We start from the raw sequence: 25,678 nt of genomic DNA on the forward strand, positions 1-25,678 counted from the left end.
AAGTAATGCACTCATTTTTATTTTCAATAATTACAGGGAAAAAATTTATGAATTCGCGGCGGAAAAAATTTAAAATTTAAAACATCAATAGCAATTATGAAATATTTCGCTTCAGTACTAATTTTGTTATTAATTCCCTTAAGCCAGAAAACAGACAAACTTAATGGCCGCTACAATTATTTAATTGAAAACGAAAATGTTTACATTCAAAAAGATAAAATTACTTTTAAGGATAGTGTTTTTATTTTTGACAACAAGTTCATGCCGAAAGGAAAGATTTCTTATGGCAATATTATACTATTAGAAAACTTCATAAATACTGATCTAATTATAACTATTTCAAAAGATCAAATTCAAAAAGATACCATTGAATTTTATATGCATGATAAGAGTGGCGGCGGTAATTACCTGGATATAACAAGTGGAAAAGGGAGATTAATTAAGATAAAATAGTTTCTTTTATTTCTTGCCGCGCTTTTTTTGTCATTCCTGTAAAGGTTACTTATTTCGGTAACGGATTTATCATTTCAATTGGTTTTTTTCCATCAATTCCCTGATGTGGTCTTTCATGATTGTAATAATACAAATATTGTAATAATTCCTCTTTCAGTTCTTCTTGCGAATCAAAATCAGTATCCCGTAATAAATCCTCTTCGAGAGTTCTCCAAAAACGTTCAACCTTGCCATTTGTCTGCGGACGGTAAGGTCTTGTGTACCTGTGAACTATTCCTAATTCCATGAGCATTCTTTCAAATGGATGCTGATTTTTTACCTTGCTTGTTTTGATTCCAAATTCAGCCCCATTATCAGACAATATCTCTTCAAATTTTATTTCATAATGACTGCTTAAGATATTCAAGCACTTTAATGAGGCAAACATTACTGTTAAACTCGTGATGTCCGGAACTAATTCTGCCCAGGCAATACGGCTGTAATCATCAATTACACAGACTAAATAGAGTTTTTTGTTTTCTCCGCGAATTACGCTTTTGCTTAAATAATGACAATCAATATGACCCAGCTGTCCCATTCTTTCTTTGATTATTTTCTGATGATTCTTTTTGATCTTCGGAGTTAATCTGTTTATTTTATGCCGCTTTAAAATATTGTAAACTCCAGAATATGAGGGTGTGTATTTTCCCAATTTGGGATTTAAGATACTAACAATTTCATATTTATTGTTTCCCTTTTCCCGTAATTCAACCACTTTTTGTTCTATGAACGGCAAAGGGCGTCTGGTTTTATATTTTGGGCCACGTTTTTGAGGCAGTAAATCTACTGACTTTCCACTTTGTTTATATCGATTATAATACTTTAAAAAACTCTTTCTGCAAGTATCATTGGCCGTATAAAAATCCATTGCCTTCTTGTACAAGGGATGGGTCTTGTTTTTAACTTGTTCATATTCTTTAATTAGAAAACGGTACTTCTCTAAATAGTTTCTTTCCAATGTTGAATCCTGACTATTGTTTCTCATCCCAACAAAATTTATTAAAGTTAAATTTTGTTACCGAATTATCTAACTTTTACAATTCCGACGAAGGAGGAATCTCCGTTAGAAACTCCTCATGTAATATAACCAATCTTTGTAGAGCTACTTGTGGAGATCTCTCCTTCGTCGAGATGACAAGATTGTGGTTACTTTCCGTCTCTAGTTATGAAAACAAAAACTTCTAAATTAGCCCCGATAGAAGTGGAAATCCTTTTGTGTATCGTTTTTTAACGAGACACAAAAGATTGAAACGGATAGCGGGACTGAACGTCTTTTAAAAACCAATGTTTCTGCTTCAAAAAATAAATTAGATAATTTGAGAATGTGTCAATTAGATAATTAAACTTTAAAAGAAAACCTTAGAATCTTAGCAACTTAGAGCCTCAGAATCTTTTCTTAATCTAGGTTAAGTGCTTTTCCTTTACCATGGTGGTATCTTTGTACTATAAAAATAACAAAAGGACAAAATCATGGAAAATATAGTATTACACAAAGCAGAATCAAGAGGAAATGCAAATCACGGATGGCTAAATGCTTATCATAGCTTTAGTTTTGCAAGCTGGTACAATCCGGACAGAATTCAGTTTGGGGCACTTCGTGTTTTGAACGATGATACGATTGCTGCCGGAATGGGATTTGGAACCCACCCTCACGATAATATGGAAATTATTACGATTCCGTTAGAAGGTGACTTGGCTCATAAAGACAGTATGGGAAATACTGAAGTGATCAAAAATGGCGATATTCAGGTAATGAGTGCCGGAACCGGAATTCAGCATAGCGAGTTTAATCCAAACAATGACCAGCAGACTAAATTGTTACAGATTTGGTTGTTCCCAAACAAAAGAAATGTTACGCCGCGTTATCAGCAGATTACTTTAGATGTTGCTGACAGACATAACAAATTATCTCAGGTTTTATCTCCAAATCAAGATGATGAAGGTGTTTGGATTCACCAGGATGCTTGGTTTAATATGGGAAATTTCGATTCTGGAGTTACTGCAGAATATAAAATTAAAAAAGAAGGAAACGGAGTTTACGCTTTCGTTTTAAAAGGAAATGTAACCATCAACGGTCAGGAATTAAATTCTCGTGACGCGGTTGGAATTTCAGGAACTGATACTTTAAACATTAAAGCAAATACAGATGCTGAATTTTTATTAATGGACATTCCGATGAATTATTAATTCAAACAAAAACAATTAAATACCTGTACCTTGAAACGATAATAAATCTGGAAATCAGATTATTATCGTTTCTTTTTTTTAACCTTTAATTGATAAAAAACAAAATAAGAAAGGCTAACTTTATTAATAAGCGGAGAACTGACAGGTTTTAATAACCTTTTAGGTCTGTTCAAAACGAATTAAAATTGGTTATTAAATTATCACATTTTTTATTTCTTAATCTAGGTTAAGTGCTTCAGGACAACTGTCACCGTAACTTTGTCCTATCAAAATGAAACAAATTAATTATTTAAAAAAATAAAATTATGGCAACTACAAAATGGTCAATTGACCCAACTCACTCAGAAATTGGTTTTAAAGTAAAACACATGATGTTTACTAATGTTTCAGGTAAATTTGGAACATACAGCGCTGAAATTACTACAGACGGAGAAAATTTTGAAAATGCAGACATTCAGTTTTCTGCTGATGTTGCGTCTGTTGATACTGCAAATGCAGACAGAGACGGACATTTAAGAAGCGGGGATTTCTTTGATGTTGAAAATCACCCTAAATTAACTTTCAAAGCTTCTTCTTTCAAAAAAATCAATGCAGGAAGCTATGAAATCACTGGAGATTTAAACATTAAAGGTGTTTCTAAAACCGTAACTTTTCCGGTAGAATACAGCGGAATCCTGACTGATCCTTGGGGAAATACTAAAGTTGGTTTGAGCATAGAAGGAAAAATTAATCGTAAAGATTGGGGTTTAAACTGGAACTCTGCTCTTGAAACTGGCGGTGTGTTAGTTGGCGAAGAAGTAAAATTAAACATCGAATTACAATTCGTAAAACAAGCTTAATCTATAAAAATTAGGTTTTAATTTGGTTGGTTAAAAGCCTTGCGTTTACTCGCAGGGCTTTTATTTTTTCCGCCACGAATTCACGAATTATTTTTTTATTTCACGCAGATTTAAATTGATTTGAGCAGATTTACGCAAATTTATTCTTAATCTGCTTAAATCTGTAAAATCTGCGTGAAACCAAAATACCCCCCAAAGATTAATAAAAAAATAATTCGTGAATTACTTCGTCTATTCGCTGTCGCTCGGGTCGTGGCTATCTAACAGTATTCCTAAATTCTGTGGGTGACATTCCGGTTTGTTTTTTGAAGAATCTCGAGAAGTACGAGTAATCTTCGTAGCCGACTTTCAATGCGACTTCGTTTATAGCTAATTGTTTATCCATCAACATTCTTTTGATTTCCAGGATAACTCGGTCTGTGATTACTTCTGTTGCTGTTTTTTGAAGAATTTCGTTGCAAATTCTGTTTAAATGTTTCAGTGTAATATTTAGTTTTTCTGCGTAGAACGAAGGTAGTTTTTCAGTTCTGAAATATTCTTCTAAAAGCGATTCGAACGTATTGATTTTGACGTTGTAGGAATGGGTTTGATGCGAATAGGTTTCATTATATTTTCTCGCTATTTCTATATGAATGCAGTCTAATAAATTCAGTAATTTATCTAATTGATATTTATTATTCTGGCTGTTTTCCTGAATCAGCAAATCAAAATAAGGAAGAATTTTTGGAATTTCATTTTCTTCAAAAACCATTTCCGGCCGGTTATGAATCGAATGATAAAAATTATAATCGTTGATCTTTTTTTGTCCGAAATACAAATTGTACAATTCCTGAGAAAAGATAATGACGAAACCTTCGATGTCTTCGGATAAATTCCAATGGTGCATCTGTCCGGGCTGCAGCACGAAAAGACTTCCTCTTTTGATACCGAATTGGTCAAAATCGACTTCATGCAATCCTGAACCTTTGGTAAAAAAGACCATTAAATAGGAATCGTGACGGTGTGGTTCTTCGACAAAACTGTGACTTTTTAAATGTTCTGCAAAAGTATTGACGTAAAAATCACGATGAATATCGTTACAGCTAAAATTCTGAACACTATAAATTGGATATTTTTTCATAAATGTCTTTTTTGTGCTATAATAAGCGAAGATATAAAAAAGACTTTTAAGTCATTACAAATTACCTTTGTATAAACAAAAATAACAAAGTCATGTCAAGCGCATTAACTCATATTTTAAAAAACGAATGTCCTGTTTGTCACAAAGGAAAAGTTTTTACCGACAAAAATATTTTTTTCAATTTCAGTTTTCCAAAAATGAATGAATATTGCAGTCACTGCCATTATAAATTTCAAAAAGAACCTGGTTATTTCTTTGGAGCGATGTATGTAAACTACGGATTAACAGTAGCTCAAGGAATTGCGACATATTGTATTGCACAATATTTTTTCGAAACCAACTTCGACTTAAGAATCCTTCCAATCATTGCTGTTGTGATTACTTTACTGACTCCTTTTAATCTTAGATTTTCGAGATTAGCGTGGATTTATATGTTCAAGGGTTATACGAGCTAAAAAAATAGTACTTTTGCTTTCCAATTGAAACTAATTTTCAATTTTAAAAAAAGTAAAAATTAAATTAGACAAATGAAAGCATACGTATTTCCGGGTCAGGGAGCGCAGTTCACAGGAATGGGTAAAGACCTTTATGAAAATTCGGCTTTAGCCAAAGAATTATTCGAAAAAGCTAATGAAATATTAGGTTTCAGAATTACAGATATCATGTTTGAAGGCACTGCCGAAGAACTAAAAGAAACTAAAGTTACACAGCCTGCTGTATTTTTACACTCTGTTATTTTAGCAAAAACTTTAGAAGATTTCAAACCGGAAATGGTTGCAGGACACTCTTTAGGAGAATTCTCTGCTTTAGTAGCAAACGGAACTTTATCTTTTGAAGACGGACTTAAATTGGTTTCTCAACGTGCTCTGGCAATGCAAAAAGCCTGCGAAATTACTCCATCTACAATGGCGGCTGTTTTAGGTTTAGCTGATAATGTTGTAGAAGAAGTTTGTGCTTCGATCGACGGTGTTGTGGTTGCTGCAAACTATAACTGTCCAGGTCAATTGGTAATTTCCGGAGAAACTACTGCTGTTGAAAAAGCTTGCGAAGCAATGAAAGCTGCCGGAGCAAAACGTGCTTTAATTTTGCCTGTTGGAGGTGCTTTTCACTCTCCAATGATGGAGCCGGCAAGAGAAGAATTAGCAGCTGCAATTGAAGCAACTACATTCTCTACTCCTATTTGTCCAGTGTATCAAAACGTTACTGCAAATGCAGTTTCTGATGCAAACGAAATTAAAAAGAACTTAATCATTCAATTAACTGCTCCTGTAAAATGGACTCAGTCTGTTCAGCAAATGATCGCTGACGGTGCAACTTTATTTACTGAAGTTGGCCCTGGAAAAGTACTAGCTGGCTTGATTAATAAAATTGATAAAGAAGCTGCTACAGCTAATGCTTAAATTTTGAGTATTCAGCTGTAACTCCTGCAAGATTTCCAAAATCTTGTAGGTATCTAAGCTTAAAAAGGCCTACAAGGTTTTGGAAACCTTGCAGGATAACAAAAAACAAAAAATCCTCATAGACTTTAATCAGTTTATGAGGATTTTGTTTTTTATATACTAAGTTATTTTTTCCAAGGATAACTTTTAATTCTTTTAGACATTTCAATTTTAAATTCCTCTGGAGTCAAGCCATTTTCAAACTCATAATCAAAATTATCTGGCCACCATTCTAGGATTCTTCTAATTGATTCCACTTTTGCTTCTTCCAGAGTTAAACCTTTTGTAAATTCAGCATCAAAATCAAAAGTTTCAGGATCTATACCTTGTCGTCTTGGTTTTTGAATTTCATATTCTGCTGCAGGCTCTTCAACCTTGTCGCTCTTTTTATTTTCTTTAGCCTTGCTCATAACTCCTATTCTTGATTCTTATAAAATTACAAAATAGACTGAATCAAACTTGATCGTTTTTACAAAGCTGTCTTTTCCTTCTTTTTGTAGTTAATAATAAAAACGCCTAAAATAATCAGGATTGTAGCTATTATAAAATCAACAGTAATTTTTTCATTCAAAATCAGCCAGCCAAAAAATACCGCAATTATGGTATTGATATACGCTAAAATAGAAACCTGAACCGGCGTAACGTGTTTTAAGGCATAATTATAGCTGAAAAAAGCAATTACAGATCCAAAAATTGACAAATACAATGCAGCTAAAATACTTGTAGTACTCCATAAATTGACATCGATAGCAGGTGAAAAAATAAATGCCAAAACGATCTGAATGCACGAAGCCATTGTAAACTGGTAAAATAAATTCAGAACTATATTTTTAGATTTATTCCCATGAATTTTGGTATAAATTGTTCCGGCTGCCCAGGCAGTAATCGCAAATCCCATAAACATCATTCCGATTCTGTAATCGGCATCTAAAAAAGATCCCAGCCCATCTTTAAATATAAAAACCACTCCCGAAAATCCTACTATGACTCCAACAAATCCTTTTAAACTTGGCTTTTGTAATTTAAATAAAATACTGCCCAGAAAAATTAATATAGGAGACATAGCACTGATTACCGAAGCCAGTCCGCTTGGCACAGTCTGTTCTGCAACGGTCGTAAAACCATTTGCCACCACAATCATCAAAATAGAAGGAACAAGCTGATGTTTTAAATTTTCCCAGCCGATCCATTTTAATTCTTTTTTGAACAATAAAATTATCATCATGATTATTCCCGCCAATCCCTGACGAATTGAGGTTACAAACCAGGGCGGAATAGTTTCAACCGCAACTCTAATTCCTAAAAATGTTGTGCCCCAAATAATTCCAACAGCCGCTAAGGCAAATATTAATTTATAATCTAAATCTTTTTTCATAAAAATTAAATACCATTAAAAGAAAAGTCCCAAACTATATTGCTATAATCTGGGACTTTAAAATTTATAATTTTATTTCAAAAACTATTTATTTCTCACTTTTTGTTCCCATTTCCAAGCACTTGCCATCGCTTCATCCAGACTTAATTCAGCCTTCCATCCTAAGACGTTATTTGCCTTATCTGTATTTGCGTAAGCCTCAGTAATATCACCTTCACGGCGAGGCATCATCTTATAAGGCAGTTTTTTATCGCTGACTTTTTCGAAACTGTTAATCACTTCAAGAACAGAACTTCCTTTTCCTGTTCCTAAATTGAAAGTCTCTACTTTTGCTAAGTTCTTCTTGTTTAATAAACGCTGCAAAGCAATTACGTGCGCTTTTGCAAGATCCACAACGTGAATATAATCGCGAACAGCAGTTCCGTCAGGTGTTGGATAATCATTTCCAAAAACAGATAATTCCTGACGCAGTCCTACTCCTGTCTGGGTAATAAACGGAACCAGATTTTGAGGAACTCCCAATGGTAATTCTCCAATTTCTGCAGAAGGATGCGCTCCAACCGGGTTAAAATAACGCAGTAAAATTGCGCTTATATTGGTAACTTTAGCCGTATCGTTTATAATTTCCTCGCCAATTTGTTTGGTGTTTCCATAAGGAGACATGGCTGCCTGAACCGGTGCATCTTCTGTAATCGGCATTTTTTCGGCCTGACCGTAAACAGTGCAGGAAGAACTAAAAATAAAGCTCGCTTCCGGTTTTTGCTGTAACCCTTGTAAAAGATACACTAAACTGCTGATGTTATTTTCGTAATATAATAATGGGTTTTCAACACTTTCTCCAACCGCTTTTGACGCCGCAAAATGAATAACACCTGTAACATCCGAGTATTTTTTAAAGAAATCTTCTACAGCTTTCTTTTCTCTTAAATTAATTTTTTCAAAAGCAGGCTGTTTTCCTGTAATTTTTTCAATTCCTTTTAAAACTTCTTCAGAAGAGTTAGAAAGATCATCAATTACTACAACATCAAAACCTACGTTTTGTAATTCAACTACTGTATGAGATCCTATAAATCCAAGTCCTCCAGTTACTAATATTTTCATTATTTGGTTATTTGTGGTTATTTTTTTGGCTGTTATATTATTTTAAAAATTCGATAACGCTGTCAGTTATAAATTTGATCTGTTCGTCATCAAGTTCTGTATGCATTGGTAAAGCAATTACTTCCTGAACTAATTGATTAGTAACAGGAAACTGCTCTTCTTTATAACGAGGATCTAAATATGCTTTTTGAGAGTGAAGCGGAATTGGGTAATAAATTGCACACGGAATTCCTTTATCTAATAAATGCTGCATCAAAGCATTACGATCTGCATCGATAATTCTTAATACATACTGATGAAAAACGTGATCGTTTTCATTTGCATCAAATTCCGGAGTAATAATTTTTGCGTTTCCGGCAAAAGCAGCATTGTATTTTGTTGCAGCCAGACGACGTGCCTGATTATATTCATCCAGTAAAGGCAATTTTGCATTTAAAACACCTGCCTGAATACTGTCTAAACGTGAATTAACACCCACAACATCGTGGTGGTAACGCTCATACATTCCGTGATTTACAATACCGCGGATGATGTGCGCCAATTTATCATCATTTGTAAAAATAGCTCCTCCGTCTCCGTAGCAACCTAAATTTTTAGAAGGGAAAAACGACGTTGCCGCAACATGCCCGATAACTCCAACTTTTGTTTTTGCTCCGGATTTCGAAATATAATCAGCACCAATTGCCTGAGCATTGTCTTCGATTACATATAAATTATGTTCTGCTGCAATTTCCATAATCGCGTCCATATTGGCAGCGCGTCCAAATAAATGAACCGGAACGATTGCTTTTGTTTTTGGCGTAATTGCTTTTTTAACAGCCTCAATATCGATATTCATGTTGTGAAGATCAACATCAACTAAAACCGGAGTCAGCTGCAGTAAAGCGATAACCTCAACTGTAGCTGCAAAAGTAAAATCGGCAGTAATAACCTCATCGCCAGGTTTCAGGTCCAGTCCCATCATAGCAATCTGCAAAGCATCTGTTCCGTTTGCACAAGGAATAACGTGTTTTGCACCTAAATAATTTTCAAGATTTTTTTGAAACTGATGAACTAAAGGTCCGTTAATGTAAGTATTGGTATCTAAAACTTCCTGAATTGAAGCATCTACAGTAGATTTTATTTTTTCATATTGACTTTTTAAGTCAACCATTTGAATTTTTTTCATTTTTGAATGTATTTAAAATTAAAGACACTGTTTTTAACAACAGAAATCTCTAAAGGGAGGAACAAAAATAGTTATTAATAGCTTCAAACCAATGAAAATAGTCGAAAGAAATGTAATTTAGCCACAAAAATTATTAGATGCTTTTTTTATACAATTTAACCATATACGTCGCAGGATTTTTCTTAAAAATCATAGCACTGTTTAGTCCGAAAATTAAGCTTTTTGTTGAAGGCCGGAAAAACGTCTTTCAAACTTTAGCAGAAAAAATAAAACCCAATGACAAAACCATCTGGTTTCATTCTGCTTCACTGGGCGAATACGAACAGGGACTTCCTGTTATTGAAAAAATCAAAGAAAAATATCCCGAGCATAAAATCATTGTATCCTTTTTTTCACCATCTGGATACGAAGTGCGTAAAAATAACACAGTCGCAGATGCTACAATCTATTTACCACTTGACACAAAACGAAATGCAAAGAAATTTATTAAACTGGTTCACCCTGAATTTGCTTTCTTTATTAAATACGAATTCTGGCTTAATTATCTCAAAGAATTAGAGAACAACCAAATTCCAACATATTTGGTTTCAGGAATTTTCAGAGACAAACAAATGTTTTTTAAATGGTACGGCGGTTTTTACAAAAAAGCGCTTAATGCCTTTACTTACTTTTTTGTACAGAACCAAAGCTCCAAACAAAAAATTGAAAGCATTGGTTTTAAAAATGTCATTGTTTCCGGCGACACGCGTTTTGATCGTGTGAACGCTATTTTGGAAAGAGATAACAGCCTGGATTTTATTGAAAATTTCAAAAACAATCAAACTACAATCGTTATAGGAAGTTCATGGCCAAAAGACGAAGTTCTAATTTCCGAATATATCAATCAGGCTCCGGACAATGTGAAGTTTATTATTGCCCCGCACAACATTAAAGCTGATCAGATTTCCAACCTTAAATCGCAGATTTCTAAATCGGTCGTTTTATATTCTGAAAAAGAAAACAAAGATTTATCAAACTGCAATGTGTTTATAATAGACACAATAGGTCTTCTGACCAAAATTTACAGTTATGGAACCATCGCTTATGTTGGAGGCGGATTTGGAAACCCGGGAATCCATAATATACTGGAACCAGCCGCATTTGGAATCCCGATTGTAATAGGCCCAAATTATTCTAATTTTGCAGAAGCTGTTTCGCTGACCGAACTTGGAGGCTGTATACCAATATCCAATACAAACGAATTGAAAGAAATTTTTGATCGGTTATTAACTGACGAAAACTTCTTAAAAGAGAAAAGCGAAATTTGCAAATCATTCATTCAGAACAACAAAGGAGCAACTGAGACCATTTTGAGAGTTGTTTCATAACAGATCTTGTATAAGATACAATTTTAAGATTTATTTGCGCTAAAAAAACCAAAGACTACTGTTTTATTCCTTTTTTAAAATGATGCAATACTCTTAAAAAACAAAATAAACTGCAAAGCTCTTAATTCAAACAGCCAATTGTTCTAACGAATATTCAACAAAAAATAATTTAAGCCAAACATTAAATAATTTAAGATAATTTTATAATTTTGGCATATTCTTTGATAAATAAGATAAACGTGAGTAAGGAAAATATTTTAAAAAAAAAGTGAAAAAATATTTTACATATTAAAAAATTTATATCTTTGCCACGAATTAATAATTAACCTTTTATAATAAAGTAAGATGAAAAAAGTATTTTTAAGTTTAGCTGTTGTTGCTGTTTTAACTGTTGTATCTTGTAAAAAAGCTGACGCTGCAGCTACTGAAAACGTAGATTCTACTGCTGTTGCTGTTGATTCTGCTGCTGCTGTAGTTGATTCTGCTGCTACAACTGTTGACTCTGCTGCTGCAAAAGTTGACTCTGCTGCTACTGAAGCTACTAAAGCTGCTGAAGAAGTAAAAAAATAATTAGAACCTAAATTCTAAAGATTTTAAAACCATCGAAATCGATGGTTTTTTTTTGACCAGACCTCAAAATCCGGTTAACCCATAAAAAAAAAAGCGTCCTGATTTCTCAGCACGCTTTTTTTTTATTCTTCCGCTTCTTCTTCAACCAAAACCTCCTGATCTTCAAAAATCAAATCGTTTGACGAGAAATCCAGAATCTCAGATTTCGAAGCATAGGTAACAATTTCCTTTATCCCTTTCTGAAGAAGCAATTCTGTTGTATATTTTCGACTTGTTGCAAAATGAACACCATCAAGCATCAGTTTAAAAAAATACTTCCCTCCCGAGCCTTTAAATTTCAAAAACTTAGCAAGCTCTATCGTCCTTTTAAACCTCTCTATATCTTCCTCACACTCAAATCGCAATTCATAACTCAGACTGGTAAAAATAACCTTCCCTTTTCTTGAAGTAAACACAAATTTATATTCATCATTAAACCGTCTGCTAATTACAAAAGCACCCATTTAGAAATTTTAATTTTTAGATTGTTGATTTTAGATTTAGAATCCCGTAGATTCTTAGACTTTCTAATAAATTTACTACGTAAATTTATCATTCACAAGTTTTGCAAATAAAAAAAGCCTCTTCAAAAGAAGAGGCTTTAGTACTCAGAGCGGGACTTGAACCCGCACGAACATTGCTGTTCACTGGATTTTAAGTCCAGCGTGTCTACCAATTTCACCATCCGAGCATTATATGGTTTTGAGCGAAAAACGGGGCTCGAACCCGCGACCTCGACCTTGGCAAGGTCGCGCTCTACCAACTGAGCTATTTTCGCATTCAAATTTTAAAGAACCGCAACACTTGATTTGTTTCGTATTGCGAGTGCAAATTTAGGACATTTATTCAATTACACAAGCGTTTTTCGAAAAAAAAGTTCACTTATTTTATAACATTCTGATAACCTAAACTTTAAACTTTGATTTTTTTTTTGGTTTTATTTCTTCACCAGCATTCTTTTAATCTCGTTCAGCTTCATTAAGGCTTCTACCGGTGTAATAGCATTTATATCGAGGCTCAGAATCTCTTCTTTTATCTCTTCCAGCAAAGGATCATCCAAATTAAAGAAACTCATCTGCATTTCATCATTAGCCGCTTTTATTCCGTTTAAAGCATCGCTTGAATGATTCTTTTCTAATTTCTTTAAAAGTTTTTGTGCTTTTGAAATTACCAGCTGAGGCATCCCCGCCATTTTTGCTACATGGATTCCAAAACTGTGAGCACTTCCTCCTTTTTCGAGTTTTCTGATAAAAAGAACGGTGTCTTTTAACTCTTTTACCGCCACATTAAAATTCTGGATTCTTGGCAGCGATTCTGTCATTTCATTTAACTCGTGATAATGCGTGGCAAACAAAGTCTTAGCTTTTGACGGATGCTCATGCAAAAACTCGGCAATTGCCCACGCAATTGAAATTCCGTCATATGTACTGGTTCCTCTTCCAATTTCATCCAGAAGAACCAGACTGCGATCTGAAATATTATTCAAAATCGAAGCCGTCTCATTCATCTCAACCATAAAAGTCGATTCTCCCATCGAGATGTTGTCAGATGCTCCTACCCTTGTGAATATCTTATCTACTATTCCCATTTTTACACTTTCTGCAGGAACAAAACTTCCCATCTGCGCCAAAAGTACAATCAAAGCCGTTTGCCTTAAAATAGCCGACTTACCCGACATGTTAGGCCCGGTAATCATGATAATCTGCTGCGTTTCCCTGTCCAAAAACACATCATTGGCAATGTACGGTGTCCCAACCGGCAACTGTTTTTCAATTACAGGGTGACGGCCGTTTTTAATCTGCAGTTCGAAGGTTTCATCAATTTCCGGACACACGTACTGATTTTCGTTTGCCAGCTGCGTAAACGAACACAAACAATCTAATTGCGCTACTAAAAAAGCATTCATCTGAACCGGCTTGATGTAAGTTGCAATCCAGGCTACTAACTGCTCAAAAAGCTCTGATTCTATTTTGTGGATTTTTTCCTCCGCACCTAAAATCTTAGTTTCGTATTCTTTTAATTCTTCAGTAATATAACGCTCGGCGTTTACCAGAGTCTGCTTACGAATCCACTCTTCCGGCACTTTATCCTTATGTGTATTTCTAACTTCTATATAATATCCAAAAACATTATTGAAAGATATTTTCAAAGATGAAATTCCTGTACGTTCTGATTCTCTTCTTTCAATTCCTTCCAAAAATTCTTTTCCCGAAGTTGAAATCGCACGAAGTTCATCCAGTTCTTCATTTACACCTGTCGCAATGGCGTTTCCTTTTGCAATAGCAACAGGAGCATCCTGATTTAAAGTAACCTGAATTTTTTCTCTTAGTAAATCACAGGAATGCAGGCTGTCTCCAATTACTTTTACAGCTTCCTGCGGACTTTGAAGCGCAAGTGTTTTTATAGGAATAATAGCATCCAGAGATTCTTTTAAATAGACAATTTCACGAGGTGAAACTTTTCCGGCTGCGATTTTTGAAATCAAACGCTCTAAATCAGAGATTTGTTTGATCTGATATTGAATATCGTGTAATATTTCAGGATTTGATTTCAGGTACGAAACTACATCGTGGCGTCCTTTTATCTTATTTTTATCTTTTAAAGGAAGAGCCAGCCAGCGTTTCAGCAGACGGCCGCCCATAGGCGAAAGCGTTCTGTCGATTACATCCAGAAGCGTTACGGCATTTGGATTATAACTGTGGTACAATTCCAGGTTTCGAATCGTAAAACGATCCATCCACACATAGGCATCTTCTGCAATTCTCTGTATGGAAGTAATATGCTGGATTCGGTTATGCTGCGTTTCAGACAAATAATACAAAATGGCTCCCGCCGCAATAATTCCTTCTTTTAATTCTTCAACCCCAAAACCTTTTAAGGAATTGGTCTGAAAATGCTTAGTCAGCGTTTCCAGCGCATAATCTTCTTTGTAAATCCAGTCTTCCAGATAGAAACTATGGAAATCTTCTCCAAAAGCGTCTTTAAATTCACTTTTGCAGTTTTTCGGAACTAAAACTTCACTCGGATTAAAATTCTGCAATAACTTATCAATATATTCGGCATTTCCCTGAGCAGTTAAAAACTCACCTGTAGAAACATCCAGAAAAGCTATTCCAATATTTTTATTGGCAAAACAGAGCGAAGCTAAAAAGTTGTTTGATTTGGATTGCAGAACCTCATCATTTAAAGAAACTCCCGGAGTTACAAGTTCCGTTACTCCTCTTTTTACGATAGTTTTCGTCATTTTTGGATCTTCGAGCTGATCGCAGATAGCCACACGAAGTCCGGCCTTAACCAATTTTGGAAGATAAGTGTTTACGGAATGATGCGGAAAACCGGCAAGAGCTGTCTCGGTATCAGAACCTGCACCTCTTTTTGTTAATGTAATCCCCAGAATCTTAGAAGCCCTGATAGCATCTTCTCCAAAGGTTTCATAAAAATCCCCTACTCTGAAAAGCAGACAGGCATCAGGATATTTTCTCTTGATCTCATTGTACTGTTTCATTAAAGGTGTTTCCTTCACCACTTTTTCTTTAGCTGCCAAAATTGATATGTTTTAAATGAAAAATTAAGACAGCGAATTTATAATTTTTTTGAGGGAATATCTAAGGCTTCAAAAATTAAAATATTTTAAGATATTTTTAGGTCCTGATTTAAGAATTTTACATAGCTTTGTTCATCATTAAAAAAGACTGTAAAAAGATGAAAAAAATAATTTTATTTGCTATGTTAGCTGTAGCTGGTATTACGGCTTCTAATGCACAAACAACTAAAAAAGCTAAAGCTGCTAAGGTTGCTAAAATCGAAGGTGCCGGAATGCTTTTCGAAACAGAAACTATCGACTACGGTACTATCGCTCACAATGCTGACGGTAAACGTGAATTTGTTTTTGTTAACAATGGTACAAAACCATTAATCATTACAAACACTCAGGGATCTTGCGGATGTACAGTTCCTACTACTCCAAAAGAACCAATCGCTCCGGGAGCTAAAGGTGTTATTGGTGTAAAATATGCTACTGACAGAGTTGGTGCTTTTACAAAAACGGTTACTGTAACTTCTAACGCTGAAGGACAACCAACAAAAGTACTTACAATTAAAGGTACTGTTTTACCAGATCCAGTAAAAAGCTAATCTGAAAAACAAGTAAATAATCGAAAAGCTTCCTTATCTTTGGAAGCTTTTTTTATGACCTGAAATTACACCAATGAGAAAACTTGAAAACAGCGAACTGGACAGAAAATCTATTGAAGACTTTAAAAAATCAGACAAGACTCCTTTGATATTGGTTTTGGATGATATTCGAAGCCTGCACAATATTGGTTCTGTGTTTAGAACAGCCGATGCTTTTTTAATTGAAAAAATAATCCTTTGCGGCATCACTGCCACACCTCCCAATAAAGAAATTCACAAAACTGCTCTTGGTGCGACTGAAACCGTGGCGTGGGAGCATCACGAAAATGTTTTGGAAGTTATTGAAAATCTAAAAAAAGAAAATGTTTTAACGCTTGCCATTGAACAGGTTGAAAGTGCCATTTTTCTTCAGGATTTTAAAACCGAAAAGAATCAGAAATACGCTTTGGTTTTTGGGAATGAAGTTTACGGCGTATCTCAGGAAGCAGTTGCGATCTGCGACGGCTGTATTGAGATTCCACAGCTAGGAACCAAACATTCTTTAAATATTTCTGTGAGTGCCGGAATTGTAGTGTGGGATTTATTTCAGAAATTAAACTGGCCAGGTAAATAGTTCAAGTTCCAAAAAATCAAATTCCAAGTTCTAAATTTGGCTGTCTTTTTTGAAATTGTGATTTTTATATACTCTTAAAACTTTAATTGTTATAAAATCAGATATATTTTTTTGTTATTATAAAATTGATACTTTTATGAAATGAAAAAATGTATCTTATTAAAAATCTTCTTTTTAGTATTTGTTTTAAGTTCTACAGAAACTTATGCAAATACTAAAAATACAGTTACAATTAAGAATACAGTTTCCGCTTTTAACGACACCATTAAATCCGGCAGAAAAAAGAATCTAAAATCAAATGCTGATATTGTACCTCCTGTAATAAAAGCATCAGGCGATCAGATTTACTGCCCGCAAAGCAGCATTAATATCGTAACCGACCTTACCATAACACATGATCCTGCCGAACCGGCAACACAAGCGGTTTACATTCAGATTTCATCCGGTTATTCTGAAGGTTTTGACAAGCTCGAGCTTTCAAATCCAACACTTCATCCAGCTGTTACAACAAGCTGGGATATAACGACAGGAAAACTTCAGTTATCAAGTCCAACAGGGACTGACGTTTTGTATTCTGATTTTGTAAATGCTGTAAAAGATGTTGTTTTTATAAATTCTTCTGCCGCTGCTTCTGGAACCCGAACATTTTCGATAACTATTGGACAGGCTAATTATCTGCCTTCGACGCAGCATTTTTATTTATTTGTACCCAATGTCGGGATTTCGTGGACAAATGCAAAAACCGCCGCCGAGACCAGTACGTATTATGGATTAAAAGGGTATTTGGCTACTATTTTATCTGCAGATGAAGCTAAACTTATTGGTGAGCAGGCCTCCGGCACAGGCTGGATTGGCGGAAGTGATGCAGAAACCGAAGGCATCTGGAAATGGGTAACCGGTCCTGAAGCCGGAACTGTTTTCTGGAACGGCAATGCATCCGGCTCAACACCCAATTTTGCTTTTTGGAATACAGGCGAACCTAACCAGCAGGGAGACGAAGATTATGCTCATATTACCCAGCCGGGTATTGGAATTAAAGGTTCCTGGAACGATTTATCCAATACCGGAGACAGCGAAGGAAATTACCAGCCAAAAGGATATGTTGTAGAATATGGCGGTATGCCGGGCGAAGCACCCCTTGAAATTGCAGCCAGCACCAAAATTACAATTCCCGCCGCTGTTCCGCTTACGCCAAATGCGATCTGCGATTCCGGAAGTTTTACACTTACAGCGTCTACAGAATCCAGTGCAGCTATACGCTGGTACGATGCTGCAACAGGAGGAAATTTAATAGCAACAGGAACTTCTTATACTACTCCGCTATTAAACAACACCACTACATTTTATGTCGATGCAGGATGCGAAATAAACCGTAAATCTGTAATTGCCAGAATTAATAAAACTCCTGATACTCCCACAGCTGCTGAGCCCGTTGTTTCAAGATGCGGAACAGGCTCTGTAACAATGAACGCCAGTACTGACATTGGCACCATTAACTGGTTTACAGCTGCCACAGGCGGCAGCAGTATTCATTCAGGAAATGCTTTTACACTATCATCTGTCAGCGCGAACACTACTTATTATGCCGAAGCCTCAAATTCAGGCTGTAGTAATCCAGTCCGTACACCTGTTGATGTTGTAATTTATACCCCGCCGGCGGTTATTGATGAAACTGTGATTCTCTGCCAGTTTCAAACAGTTACATTAAACGCAGGAGTTTCAGGAATGGAATATTTATGGTCAAACGGCGAAACCACACAAACTATAGAGGCCACAAAAGGCGGTGTTTATACCGTTGACGTGACGAGCCCTTCACCTGAAAGCTGTACGAGTCGAAAAACAATTACGGTTGACGAGCATAAACTGCCTCAAATAGATCGGATTGATGTAAACGGAACGCGTGCCGTAATTTATTTAAAACAGGAAGCAGCTTATTACGAATATTCGGTTGACGGAATTAATTTTCAGGATTCCAATATTTTTTATGATATTCCGGGCGGACTCCAAACGGCTTATGTTCGGGAAAAGAACAGCTGCGGAGGTACGACCCAAAATTTTGTTGTACTGGTTTTTCCGGCTTTCTTTACTCCAAACAACGATACTTACAATGATTTATGGGAAGTAACCGGAATAGAAAATTATCCGCAGGCACAAGTAACCATTTTTGACCGTTACGGAAAATTAATCACGCAGCTAAATGGATCTAAAATGAGCTGGGACGGCACTTTTGAAAAAATGCCTCTTCCTGCGTCCGATTATTGGTACTCACTTAAAATAGACGATACAAAACCGATTTTAAGAGGGCATTTTTCGCTGAAAAGATAAGTTTTGAATGAGTCAATGTGTCAATTAGATAATTTCTTAATGAGGGAATGTGTCAATTCAATAATTTAGTTATATCGTATATAAATTATCTAATTGCCAAATTATCTAATTATCTAATTACCCCAACTTCTTCCTGATTTCGTTTAGAACAAAAACATAATCATCCTGATTTTTTACAAAATCGCGATCAGAAACGTCAATAATTAAAACATTCAAGTCAAACTGGGATTTGATATATTCTAAATAACCGTAGTTAATTTTGTCCAGATATTCTGCCTCGATATTCTGTTCGTAATTCCGTCCTCGTTTTTTTATGTTTTGCAGAAGCCTGTCGGTATTTTGATACAGGTAGATGTACAAATCCGGTTTTGGCATTTTCTTGTAGATAATATTGAAGAGGTTTCGGTACAAACGATATTCGTCTTCCTGCAGCGTGATTTTAGCAAAAATCAGCGATTTAAAAATATGATAATCGGCTACAATGAAATCTTTGAACAAATCAAACTGCGCCAGATCATCGGATAACTGCTGATAGCGATCTGCCAGAAAAGACATTTCGAGTGTAAAAGCATATCGGTTTTGGTCTTTATAAAACTTTGGTAAAAACGGATTGTCGGCAAAACGTTCAAAAACAGTTTTGGCATTAAAATCTTCGGCAATTTTATGAACCAAAGTCGTTTTTCCGGCTCCAATATTTCCTTCAAAAGCGATATAATTAAACTTATCCAGCGAAATTTCGTTTAACGGACATTTTAAATCCTGTACAATGGTACAAACGCTGTCGTCCGGCGAAACGGCAATTAATTCGGGAATCGTTTTATGAAAAACCGGATGTTTCCAGTCTAATTTTAAATCCTGTACCGGCAGTAAAACAAAATTTCGGTTCTGCATTATGGGATGCGGAATCTGTAATTTTTCTGAATTGATAATTTCGTCATCAAAAGCAATCAGATCAATATCAATCGTACGGCTTTGATATCCTTCCTGAGCAGAACGGATTCTTCCAAGCTGCTTTTCAATTTTTAAAACCTGGCTTAGTATTTTTTGTGCCGATGAAGAAGTATGCAAAAGCAGGGCACAATTATAGAATGCATCGCTCTCAAATCCCCAGGCAGGCGTTTCATAAAGCTTCGAAACCCTGATTACAGTTCCTGCTTCCTGATGTATTAAACTGATACAAGTTTCTATATTTTCTAACCTGTTTCCCTGATTGCTGCCTATGGATAAAACGACTTGATGCTGTGACTTCATAATTAATGCAAATTAACTAAAACTATTTTAGAATTAACCAATATATTTGTGAAACGACATGCGATCTATAATAAAATAATGTACGAAATTTGTAACATAACAGCCGTTCGCGCTACCTATATAAAAAAAATATACATATGAAATTTTTAGGAAATGTAATTGCCACAGTTATCGGTATTTTTGTATTTATAATGATTTTCTTTTTTGGGGTAATTCTTATTGGAGCCATTTTTGGCGGAGACGACAAGGTTTCAGTTAAAAGTGATTCGGTTATCGAATTAGACCTTAAACGAGTTAATAACGATTATGCCGGAAAATATAAAGATCCGTGGGTAACTGTTTTTTCAGATAAAAAAGGAGTCGGCTTATCCGATGTTATCACCGCAATTGAAGCGGCAAAAACAGATGACAAAATCAAAGGAATTTCTATCCTCAATGATGAGTCTTCTTTAGGACTTGCTCAATACAAAGATCTAAGAAATGCTTTGGAGAGCTTTAAAAAATCAGGAAAATTTGTCTGGGCTTATGCTAATACATTTTCACAGAAAGAATATTATTTAAACTCTGTTGCCAATACCATTTATCTGAACCCGGCCGGAGATTTAGATTTTAAAGGACTTTCGTCTGAGGTGATGTTCTTTAAAGATTTTCAGGAGAAATCCGGTATTCACATGGAAGTAATCCGTCACGGAAAATACAAAAGCGCAGTTGAGCCTTTTTTAGAAAATAAAATGAGCGATGCCAACAGAGAACAGGTTACGGCTCTTTTAAATTCGATTTGGTCAACGGTTTGCAGTGATATTTCGAAAAGCAGAAATATTCCGGTTGAAAAATTAAACAAAATCGCAGACGGTTTACTGGCCAGAACACCAAAAATGGCCAAAGACCAGCGTTTGGTAGATATTGTAGCCTACGAAGATGCTTACCACAATGCCATCAAAAAAGCTTTAAAAGTAAAAGATGACGAAGAGTATAACAAAATCTCTATTTTAGATTATACTCAGAACAATATGACGACGGCTTTGACCAATTTTGCCGATGATCAGATTGCTATTATTTATGCTCAGGGAGAAATTGTAGGCGGCGAAGGCGATGTAAATGTAATTGGCGAGGGTTCAATGCGCCGTTCTTTGCAGGATGCCCGCAAAAATGACGATATTAAAGCAATCGTTCTAAGAATCGACAGCCCGGGAGGAAGTGCCTTAACTTCTGATTTAATCTGGAGAGAAATTGAAATTACAAAAAAAGTAAAGCCTGTTGTGGTTTCTATGGGGAATTATGCAGCTTCGGGCGGTTATTATATTGCCTGCAATGCCAATACCATTTTTGCAGAAAGTAATACCATTACAGGTTCGATAGGTGTTTTTGGCGTATTGCCAAACTTTACACCACTTGCCAATAAACTTGGAATTAATACAGAACAAGTAAAAACACATGAAAACGCAGCAAATTACAGTCCGTTTGTGCCTGTTGATGAAAAATTCAAAGCATTTACACTCGAAGGCGTTGAGCAGGTTTACAACACCTTTGTTTCGCATGTTGCCCAAGGCCGAAAAATGACTTTTGCTCAGGTAGATGAAATTGCTCAGGGAAGAGTATGGTCTGGATCTGAGGCTTTAAAAATTGGTTTAGTAGATAAAATCGGTGGTTTGAATGATGCTGTTGCCGAAGCAGCCCGAATTGCTAAAATAAAAGAGTACGGAACCGTAAATTATCCTGAATACGAAAAAACAGTAAGCGACTTATTTGCCAACATGCCTTTTGCACGCTCTAAAGAAGCTTTCATTAAAGAAGAAATTGGTGAAGAGAATTATATGCTGATTGAGCAGGTAAAAAGAATGCAGAAACAAAAAGGTGTTCAGGCTATGATGCCATTTCAAATAGATATTAAATAAATTTCTTAAATATGAAAAGGATATTTCTGTTCTGCAGTGTTTTGTTTTTGTCAGTTTTAAGTGCTCAAAATACCAAACAAGATAGTTTTAAAGAAACAAATGTAACTTTAAAAATCAATGTCGACCAGCTTTACGGCACACTTACCGTTCCGGATGAAGCAAAGAAATGTCCGGTCGCTTTGATTATTGCAGGTTCCGGTCCAACAGACCGCGATGGAAATAATCCGATGATGAAAAATAATTCGCTGAAAATGCTGGCCGAAGTTTTGGCAAAAAACGGAATTGCTTCTCTTCGCTTTGACAAAAGAGGCATCGGCGAAAGCAAAGCGTCAGCTGTAACAGAATCGAGTCTGGTTTTTGAAAATTATACCGAAGATGCCAAAAGCTGGATTAATTTCCTGAAGCAGGATAAACGTTTCACGCAATTAACGATTATTGGTCACAGTGAAGGATCGCTGATTGGCATGATTGCCAGTGGAAAAGCAAACAAATTTGTTTCGATTGCAGGAGCAGGAGAATCTGCAGATAAACTGATAAAATCCCAGATTGGTTCAAAATCAATGAAACAGCTTGAGGACATGACTTTTCCTATAATCGACAGTCTGAAAAACGGGCATACGGTTAAAAAAGTAGATCCAATGCTGAATTCACTTTTCAGGGCCAGTATTCAGCCGTATTTAATTTCGTGGTTTAAATACGATCCGCAGACCGAAATTAAAAAACTTACGATTCCGGTTTTGATACTTCAGGGCAATAATGATTTGCAGGTTTCTGTTAAAGATGCCGAAAATTTAAAACAGGCCAATCCAAAAGCTGAGCTTGAAATTGTAGATAAAATGAACCATATCATGAAAATAATCGAGGGGGATCAAAAGGCCAATATGGAGAGCTATAATAACGAGAGCCTTCCCATTTCAGAATCTCTGACAAGTAAGATTGTCTCTTTTATTAAAAAATAAACAACATTAAAAAGTAAAATCCGTTTGAATACAATCAGACGGATTTTTTTTGATTTTAAATTAAATATTTTTCCTACATTTTAAGAAAAAATTATCTTCAAACTCAATCAAAAAAAACTATTTTTGCAACGAGTCAATTATCAAAATTAAACCTCAAACCTATAAATATGTTAAAGAAAATTTTAAAAGTAACGGCCATAGTCCTAGTGGTTTTTGTAGCCGCATTATTTGCCATTCCGTATTTCTTTAAAGACCAGATCAAAGCAAAAATTGCCGATGCAATCAACGAAAGTGTTGATGCCAAAGTAAGTTTTGCCGATGCTGATTTGAGTTTATTTAAAAATTTCCCGAATGCCGCTGTTGGAATTGAAAAACTGGTGATCATAAACAAAGCCCCTTTTGAAGGCGATACTTTGGTTTCGCTGGGACAATTAAACCTTAAAATGAGCATTAAAGAGCTTTTTAAAGGAAAAGATGAACCTTTGAGCATTGAAGGAATCAGTTCTCAAAATGGTTTAATCAATATTATCTTTAATAAAGATGGTGTAGGAAATTTTGATATTGCTTTAAAAGACAAAAAAGATGAGGAGAAAAAAGACGAAAAAAGCAGTCCGCTTTCTTTAAAAATCCAGAACTATAAAATCGAAAACTTTACTTTCAGATATATCGATCAGGGTTCCAAAATCAAGATGGTTATCGACAGTTTAAATCACGAAGGCACAGGAGATTTTACCAATTCCAAATTAGATTTGACTACAAAATCTACTGCAAACGTATCTTTGGATATGGATAAGATGAATTACATGAAAAATGTAAAACTTACTCTTGATGCCGTTTTAGGAATTGATTTAGACCAGAGTAAATATACTTTTAAAGAAAATAAAGCTTTAATTAATCAGCTTCCTCTTGAATTTGACGGATTTATTCAAATGACAGACAAAGCTCAGGTTTATGATTTAAAATTTAAAACGCCTACTTCATCCTTTACAAATTTCTTAGGATTAATTCCTGCCGCTTACGCTTCGAGTCTTGAAGGAGTAAAAACGACAGGAGATTTTACGGTAGTTGGTTTTGCAAAAGGTGAGTTAACAGATACTACGGTTCCTAAATTCAATATTGCTATCGCATCCAACAATTCTTCGTTCCAATATCCAAACTTGCCAAAATCGGTTCAGAATATTGTAATTGATACTAAAATTATAAATGAGACTGGGATTCTAAACGATACCTATGTAAATTTAGATAAGTTATCATTTAGAATTGATCAGGATATTTTCAGTGCTAAAGCGAATGTTAAAAACATTACCGTTAACCCAATTGTAGATGCCGCTTTAAAAGGAACCATTAACCTTGCTAATCTTTCTAAAGCATATCCAATTAAACTGGACAAACCTTTAGCTGGTATTTTAAAAGCCGATGTGACTACGAATTTTGATATGGCTTCTGTTGAAAAAAGTCAATATCAAAACATCAAAAATGCCGGAACAATGAGTTTATCAGGATTTAAATATACTGATGAAAACAACAAATCAATGAATATCAGCACGGCTTTGGTTGAGTTTAATCCAAGCAGGATCAACTTAAAACAGTTTGATGCTACAACAGGAAAAAGCGACATCAGTATTAATGGTGTTTTAGAAAATTTCTACGGTTTTATGTTTAAGAAACAGGAATTGAAAGGAAACTTCAATATGAGTTCGAATCAATTGGCTGTGGATGATTTTATGACTGCGGGCGAACCTGCAAAAACAACTGCTCCTGCCGGAGAAGGAAAAACAGAAACCAAAACCGCTGCGAAACCGGCTGAGGCAATGAAAATTCCGGCTTTCTTAAATTGTACATTAAATGCAAAAGCAACGACTGTTTTATATGACAATCTTAAACTGAAAGATGTTTCAGGGAAATTGATTATAAAAGACGAAAAAGCGTTACTTGAAAACTTTAAAACGTCGATTTTTGGCGGTACAATTGGATTAACAGGTGCCGTTTCTACAAAAAATAAAGTTCCGACATTTGATATGAATTTAGGTTTTAATCAGGTAGATATTGCGCAGACGTTTACACAATTGGACATGATGAAAAAAATGGCACCGATTGCAGGAATCATCAACGGAAAATTAAATTCGACTATTAAACTGAATGGAAATTTAGATGAAAAAGAATTAACTCCGGATTTAAAATCGATTTCAGGAGATTTATTAGGACAGCTGCTTTCTACAACTGTAAATGCGCAAAATTCTACGGTATTAAATTCGCTGACTTCAAATATTAAATTCCTTGATCCAAGTAAACTGAATTTGAATGACCTGAAAATGGCTTTGACTTTTGATGACGGAAAAGTGAATGTAAAACCATTCGACATTAAATATCAGGATATTAAAATTACAGTTGGAGGAACACACGGTTTCGACCAGACCATGAATTACAATTTAAAACTGGATGTTCCAGCTAAATATTTGGGAACGGAAGCAAATAACCTGATTGCGAAATTATCTCCTGCCGATGCAGCGAAATTAGAAAACATTCCAATCAATGCTCTATTGACAGGTAATTTCTCTAATCCGAAGATCAGCACTGATATGAAATCGGCTGTAACAAGTTTAACTACCCAGTTAGTGAATCAGCAGAAAGAAAAACTGACTCAAAAAGGAACTTCTGCCCTTACTGATTTAATCAATAAGAATACAAAGGCTAAAGATACCACTCAGGCGGCCAAAACAGAAAAAGAACAAAAAACACAGGAAACTGCTAAAAAAGCGAGTGACCTGATTAACGGTCTTTTCAAAAAGAAAAACTAGCAGCAA

22 protein-coding genes and 2 tRNA genes are annotated in these 25,678 nt (G+C 35.3%); 13 read left to right on the plus strand and 11 right to left on the minus strand.

The window, feature by feature from the left end; genetic code table 11:
* Positions 1-96 precede the first annotated feature (96 nt).
* The gene (locus OZP11_RS10990; protein WP_281235245.1) at positions 97-453 is read left to right on the plus strand and encodes a hypothetical protein; all 357 of its coding nucleotides are present in this window, start codon (positions 97-99) and stop codon (positions 451-453) included.
* 49 nt (positions 454-502) lie between these two features.
* On the opposite strand, the gene OZP11_RS10995 is transcribed toward OZP11_RS10990, so the two are convergent.
* Positions 503-1,477 carry an integrase core domain-containing protein gene (locus tag OZP11_RS10995; protein ID WP_281231038.1) on the minus strand — a complete coding sequence of 325 codons (975 nt, stop codon included), beginning with the start codon at positions 1,475-1,477 and terminating at the stop codon, positions 503-505.
* Between the two features lie 485 nt (positions 1,478-1,962).
* Between OZP11_RS10995 and OZP11_RS11000 the strand changes: the two genes are divergently transcribed.
* Entirely contained in the window at positions 1,963-2,679 is a 717-nt protein-coding gene (locus OZP11_RS11000) for a pirin family protein (RefSeq protein ID WP_281235246.1), read from the plus strand.
* 305 nt (positions 2,680-2,984) lie between these two features.
* Positions 2,985-3,518: a YceI family protein gene (locus OZP11_RS11005; protein WP_281235247.1), complete on the plus strand. Its 534-nt coding sequence runs from the start codon at positions 2,985-2,987 to the stop codon at positions 3,516-3,518.
* Between the two features lie 256 nt (positions 3,519-3,774).
* Here OZP11_RS11005 and OZP11_RS11010 read toward each other — a convergent pair whose 3' ends face one another.
* Positions 3,775-4,638 (minus strand): helix-turn-helix domain-containing protein, encoded by an 864-nt coding sequence (locus OZP11_RS11010; RefSeq protein ID WP_281235248.1) that lies wholly within the window; start codon positions 4,636-4,638, stop codon positions 3,775-3,777.
* 92 nt (positions 4,639-4,730) lie between these two features.
* Between OZP11_RS11010 and OZP11_RS11015 the strand changes: the two genes are divergently transcribed.
* Both OZP11_RS11015 and fabD read left to right on the plus strand, forming a co-directional pair.
* Entirely contained in the window at positions 4,731-5,093 is a 363-nt protein-coding gene (locus OZP11_RS11015; RefSeq protein ID WP_281235249.1) for a DUF983 domain-containing protein, read from the plus strand.
* A 72-nt stretch (positions 5,094-5,165) separates the two neighbouring features.
* On the plus strand, positions 5,166-6,038 hold the full coding sequence (fabD, locus tag OZP11_RS11020; protein WP_223709566.1) for an ACP S-malonyltransferase: 873 nt from the start codon (positions 5,166-5,168) through the stop codon (positions 6,036-6,038).
* Positions 6,039-6,202: 164 nt separating this feature from the next.
* Here the strand turns inward: fabD and OZP11_RS11025 are convergent, their stop codons facing one another.
* The 4 genes from OZP11_RS11025 to OZP11_RS11040 form a co-directional block, all read right to left on the minus strand.
* Positions 6,203-6,487 carry a hypothetical protein gene (locus tag OZP11_RS11025; RefSeq protein WP_281235250.1) on the minus strand — a complete coding sequence of 95 codons (285 nt, stop codon included), beginning with the start codon at positions 6,485-6,487 and terminating at the stop codon, positions 6,203-6,205.
* A gap of 59 nt (positions 6,488-6,546) precedes the next feature.
* On the minus strand, positions 6,547-7,452 hold the full coding sequence (locus OZP11_RS11030) for a DMT family transporter (protein WP_281235251.1): 906 nt from the start codon (positions 7,450-7,452) through the stop codon (positions 6,547-6,549).
* An 84-nt stretch (positions 7,453-7,536) separates the two neighbouring features.
* Positions 7,537-8,553, minus strand: a complete 1,017-nt coding sequence (gene galE / locus OZP11_RS11035) for a UDP-glucose 4-epimerase GalE (protein WP_281235252.1) — start codon at positions 8,551-8,553, stop codon at positions 7,537-7,539.
* 37 nt (positions 8,554-8,590) lie between these two features.
* Entirely contained in the window at positions 8,591-9,721 is a 1,131-nt protein-coding gene (locus OZP11_RS11040) for a DegT/DnrJ/EryC1/StrS family aminotransferase (RefSeq protein WP_281235253.1), read from the minus strand.
* Between the two features lie 137 nt (positions 9,722-9,858).
* On the opposite strand from OZP11_RS11040, the gene OZP11_RS11045 reads away from it, so the two are divergent.
* Both OZP11_RS11045 and OZP11_RS11050 read left to right on the plus strand, forming a co-directional pair.
* Positions 9,859-11,088 (plus strand): 3-deoxy-D-manno-octulosonic acid transferase, encoded by a 1,230-nt coding sequence (locus OZP11_RS11045; protein ID WP_281235254.1) that lies wholly within the window; start codon positions 9,859-9,861, stop codon positions 11,086-11,088.
* A 345-nt stretch (positions 11,089-11,433) separates the two neighbouring features.
* The gene (locus tag OZP11_RS11050; RefSeq protein WP_281235255.1) at positions 11,434-11,658 is read left to right on the plus strand and encodes a PG1828 family lipoprotein; all 225 of its coding nucleotides are present in this window, start codon (positions 11,434-11,436) and stop codon (positions 11,656-11,658) included.
* Between the two features lie 122 nt (positions 11,659-11,780).
* Here the strand turns inward: OZP11_RS11050 and OZP11_RS11055 are convergent, their stop codons facing one another.
* The 4 genes from OZP11_RS11055 to mutS all read right to left on the minus strand — a co-directional run bounded on the left by OZP11_RS11055 (position 11,781) and on the right by mutS (position 15,241).
* Positions 11,781-12,161 (minus strand): DUF1508 domain-containing protein, encoded by a 381-nt coding sequence (locus OZP11_RS11055; protein WP_281235256.1) that lies wholly within the window; start codon positions 12,159-12,161, stop codon positions 11,781-11,783.
* A gap of 141 nt (positions 12,162-12,302) precedes the next feature.
* A tRNA-Leu gene (locus tag OZP11_RS11060) sits at positions 12,303-12,388 on the minus strand.
* 14 nt (positions 12,389-12,402) lie between these two features.
* Positions 12,403-12,475, minus strand: a tRNA-Gly gene (locus OZP11_RS11065).
* A 159-nt stretch (positions 12,476-12,634) separates the two neighbouring features.
* Entirely contained in the window at positions 12,635-15,241 is a 2,607-nt protein-coding gene (gene mutS / locus OZP11_RS11070; protein WP_281235257.1) for a DNA mismatch repair protein MutS, read from the minus strand.
* A 158-nt stretch (positions 15,242-15,399) separates the two neighbouring features.
* Between mutS and OZP11_RS11075 the strand changes: the two genes are divergently transcribed.
* The 3 genes from OZP11_RS11075 (at position 15,400) to OZP11_RS11085 (ending at position 18,769) form a co-directional block, all read left to right on the plus strand.
* On the plus strand, positions 15,400-15,831 hold the full coding sequence (locus OZP11_RS11075) for a DUF1573 domain-containing protein (protein ID WP_281235258.1): 432 nt from the start codon (positions 15,400-15,402) through the stop codon (positions 15,829-15,831).
* Positions 15,832-15,904: 73 nt separating this feature from the next.
* Positions 15,905-16,444 carry an RNA methyltransferase gene (locus OZP11_RS11080; RefSeq protein ID WP_281235259.1) on the plus strand — a complete coding sequence of 180 codons (540 nt, stop codon included), beginning with the start codon at positions 15,905-15,907 and terminating at the stop codon, positions 16,442-16,444.
* 141 nt (positions 16,445-16,585) lie between these two features.
* Complete coding sequence (locus OZP11_RS11085) at positions 16,586-18,769, plus strand: Ig-like domain-containing protein (RefSeq protein WP_281235260.1); 2,184 nt, start codon at positions 16,586-16,588, stop codon at positions 18,767-18,769.
* A gap of 117 nt (positions 18,770-18,886) precedes the next feature.
* Here the strand turns inward: OZP11_RS11085 and folK are convergent, their stop codons facing one another.
* The gene (gene folK / locus OZP11_RS11090; protein ID WP_281235261.1) at positions 18,887-20,020 is read right to left on the minus strand and encodes a 2-amino-4-hydroxy-6-hydroxymethyldihydropteridine diphosphokinase; all 1,134 of its coding nucleotides are present in this window, start codon (positions 20,018-20,020) and stop codon (positions 18,887-18,889) included.
* Positions 20,021-20,157: 137 nt separating this feature from the next.
* Here folK and sppA point away from each other — a divergent pair, with 137 nt between their 5' ends.
* The 3 genes from sppA to OZP11_RS11105 all read left to right on the plus strand — a co-directional run bounded on the left by sppA (position 20,158) and on the right by OZP11_RS11105 (position 25,672).
* Positions 20,158-21,915, plus strand: a complete 1,758-nt coding sequence (gene sppA / locus OZP11_RS11095; RefSeq protein ID WP_281235262.1) for a signal peptide peptidase SppA — start codon at positions 20,158-20,160, stop codon at positions 21,913-21,915.
* Between the two features lie 11 nt (positions 21,916-21,926).
* A complete protein-coding gene (locus tag OZP11_RS11100; protein ID WP_281235263.1) occupies positions 21,927-22,874 on the plus strand; it encodes an alpha/beta hydrolase in 948 nt (315 codons plus the stop codon).
* A gap of 167 nt (positions 22,875-23,041) precedes the next feature.
* Positions 23,042-25,672, plus strand: coding sequence for an AsmA-like C-terminal region-containing protein (locus tag OZP11_RS11105; RefSeq protein WP_281235264.1), 2,631 nt, complete (start codon positions 23,042-23,044; stop codon positions 25,670-25,672).
* Positions 25,673-25,678: the final 6 nt, after the last annotated feature.

Source organism: Flavobacterium gelatinilyticum, from assembly GCF_027111295.1.
Classification (GTDB): Bacteria; Bacteroidota; Bacteroidia; order Flavobacteriales; family Flavobacteriaceae; genus Flavobacterium; species Flavobacterium gelatinilyticum.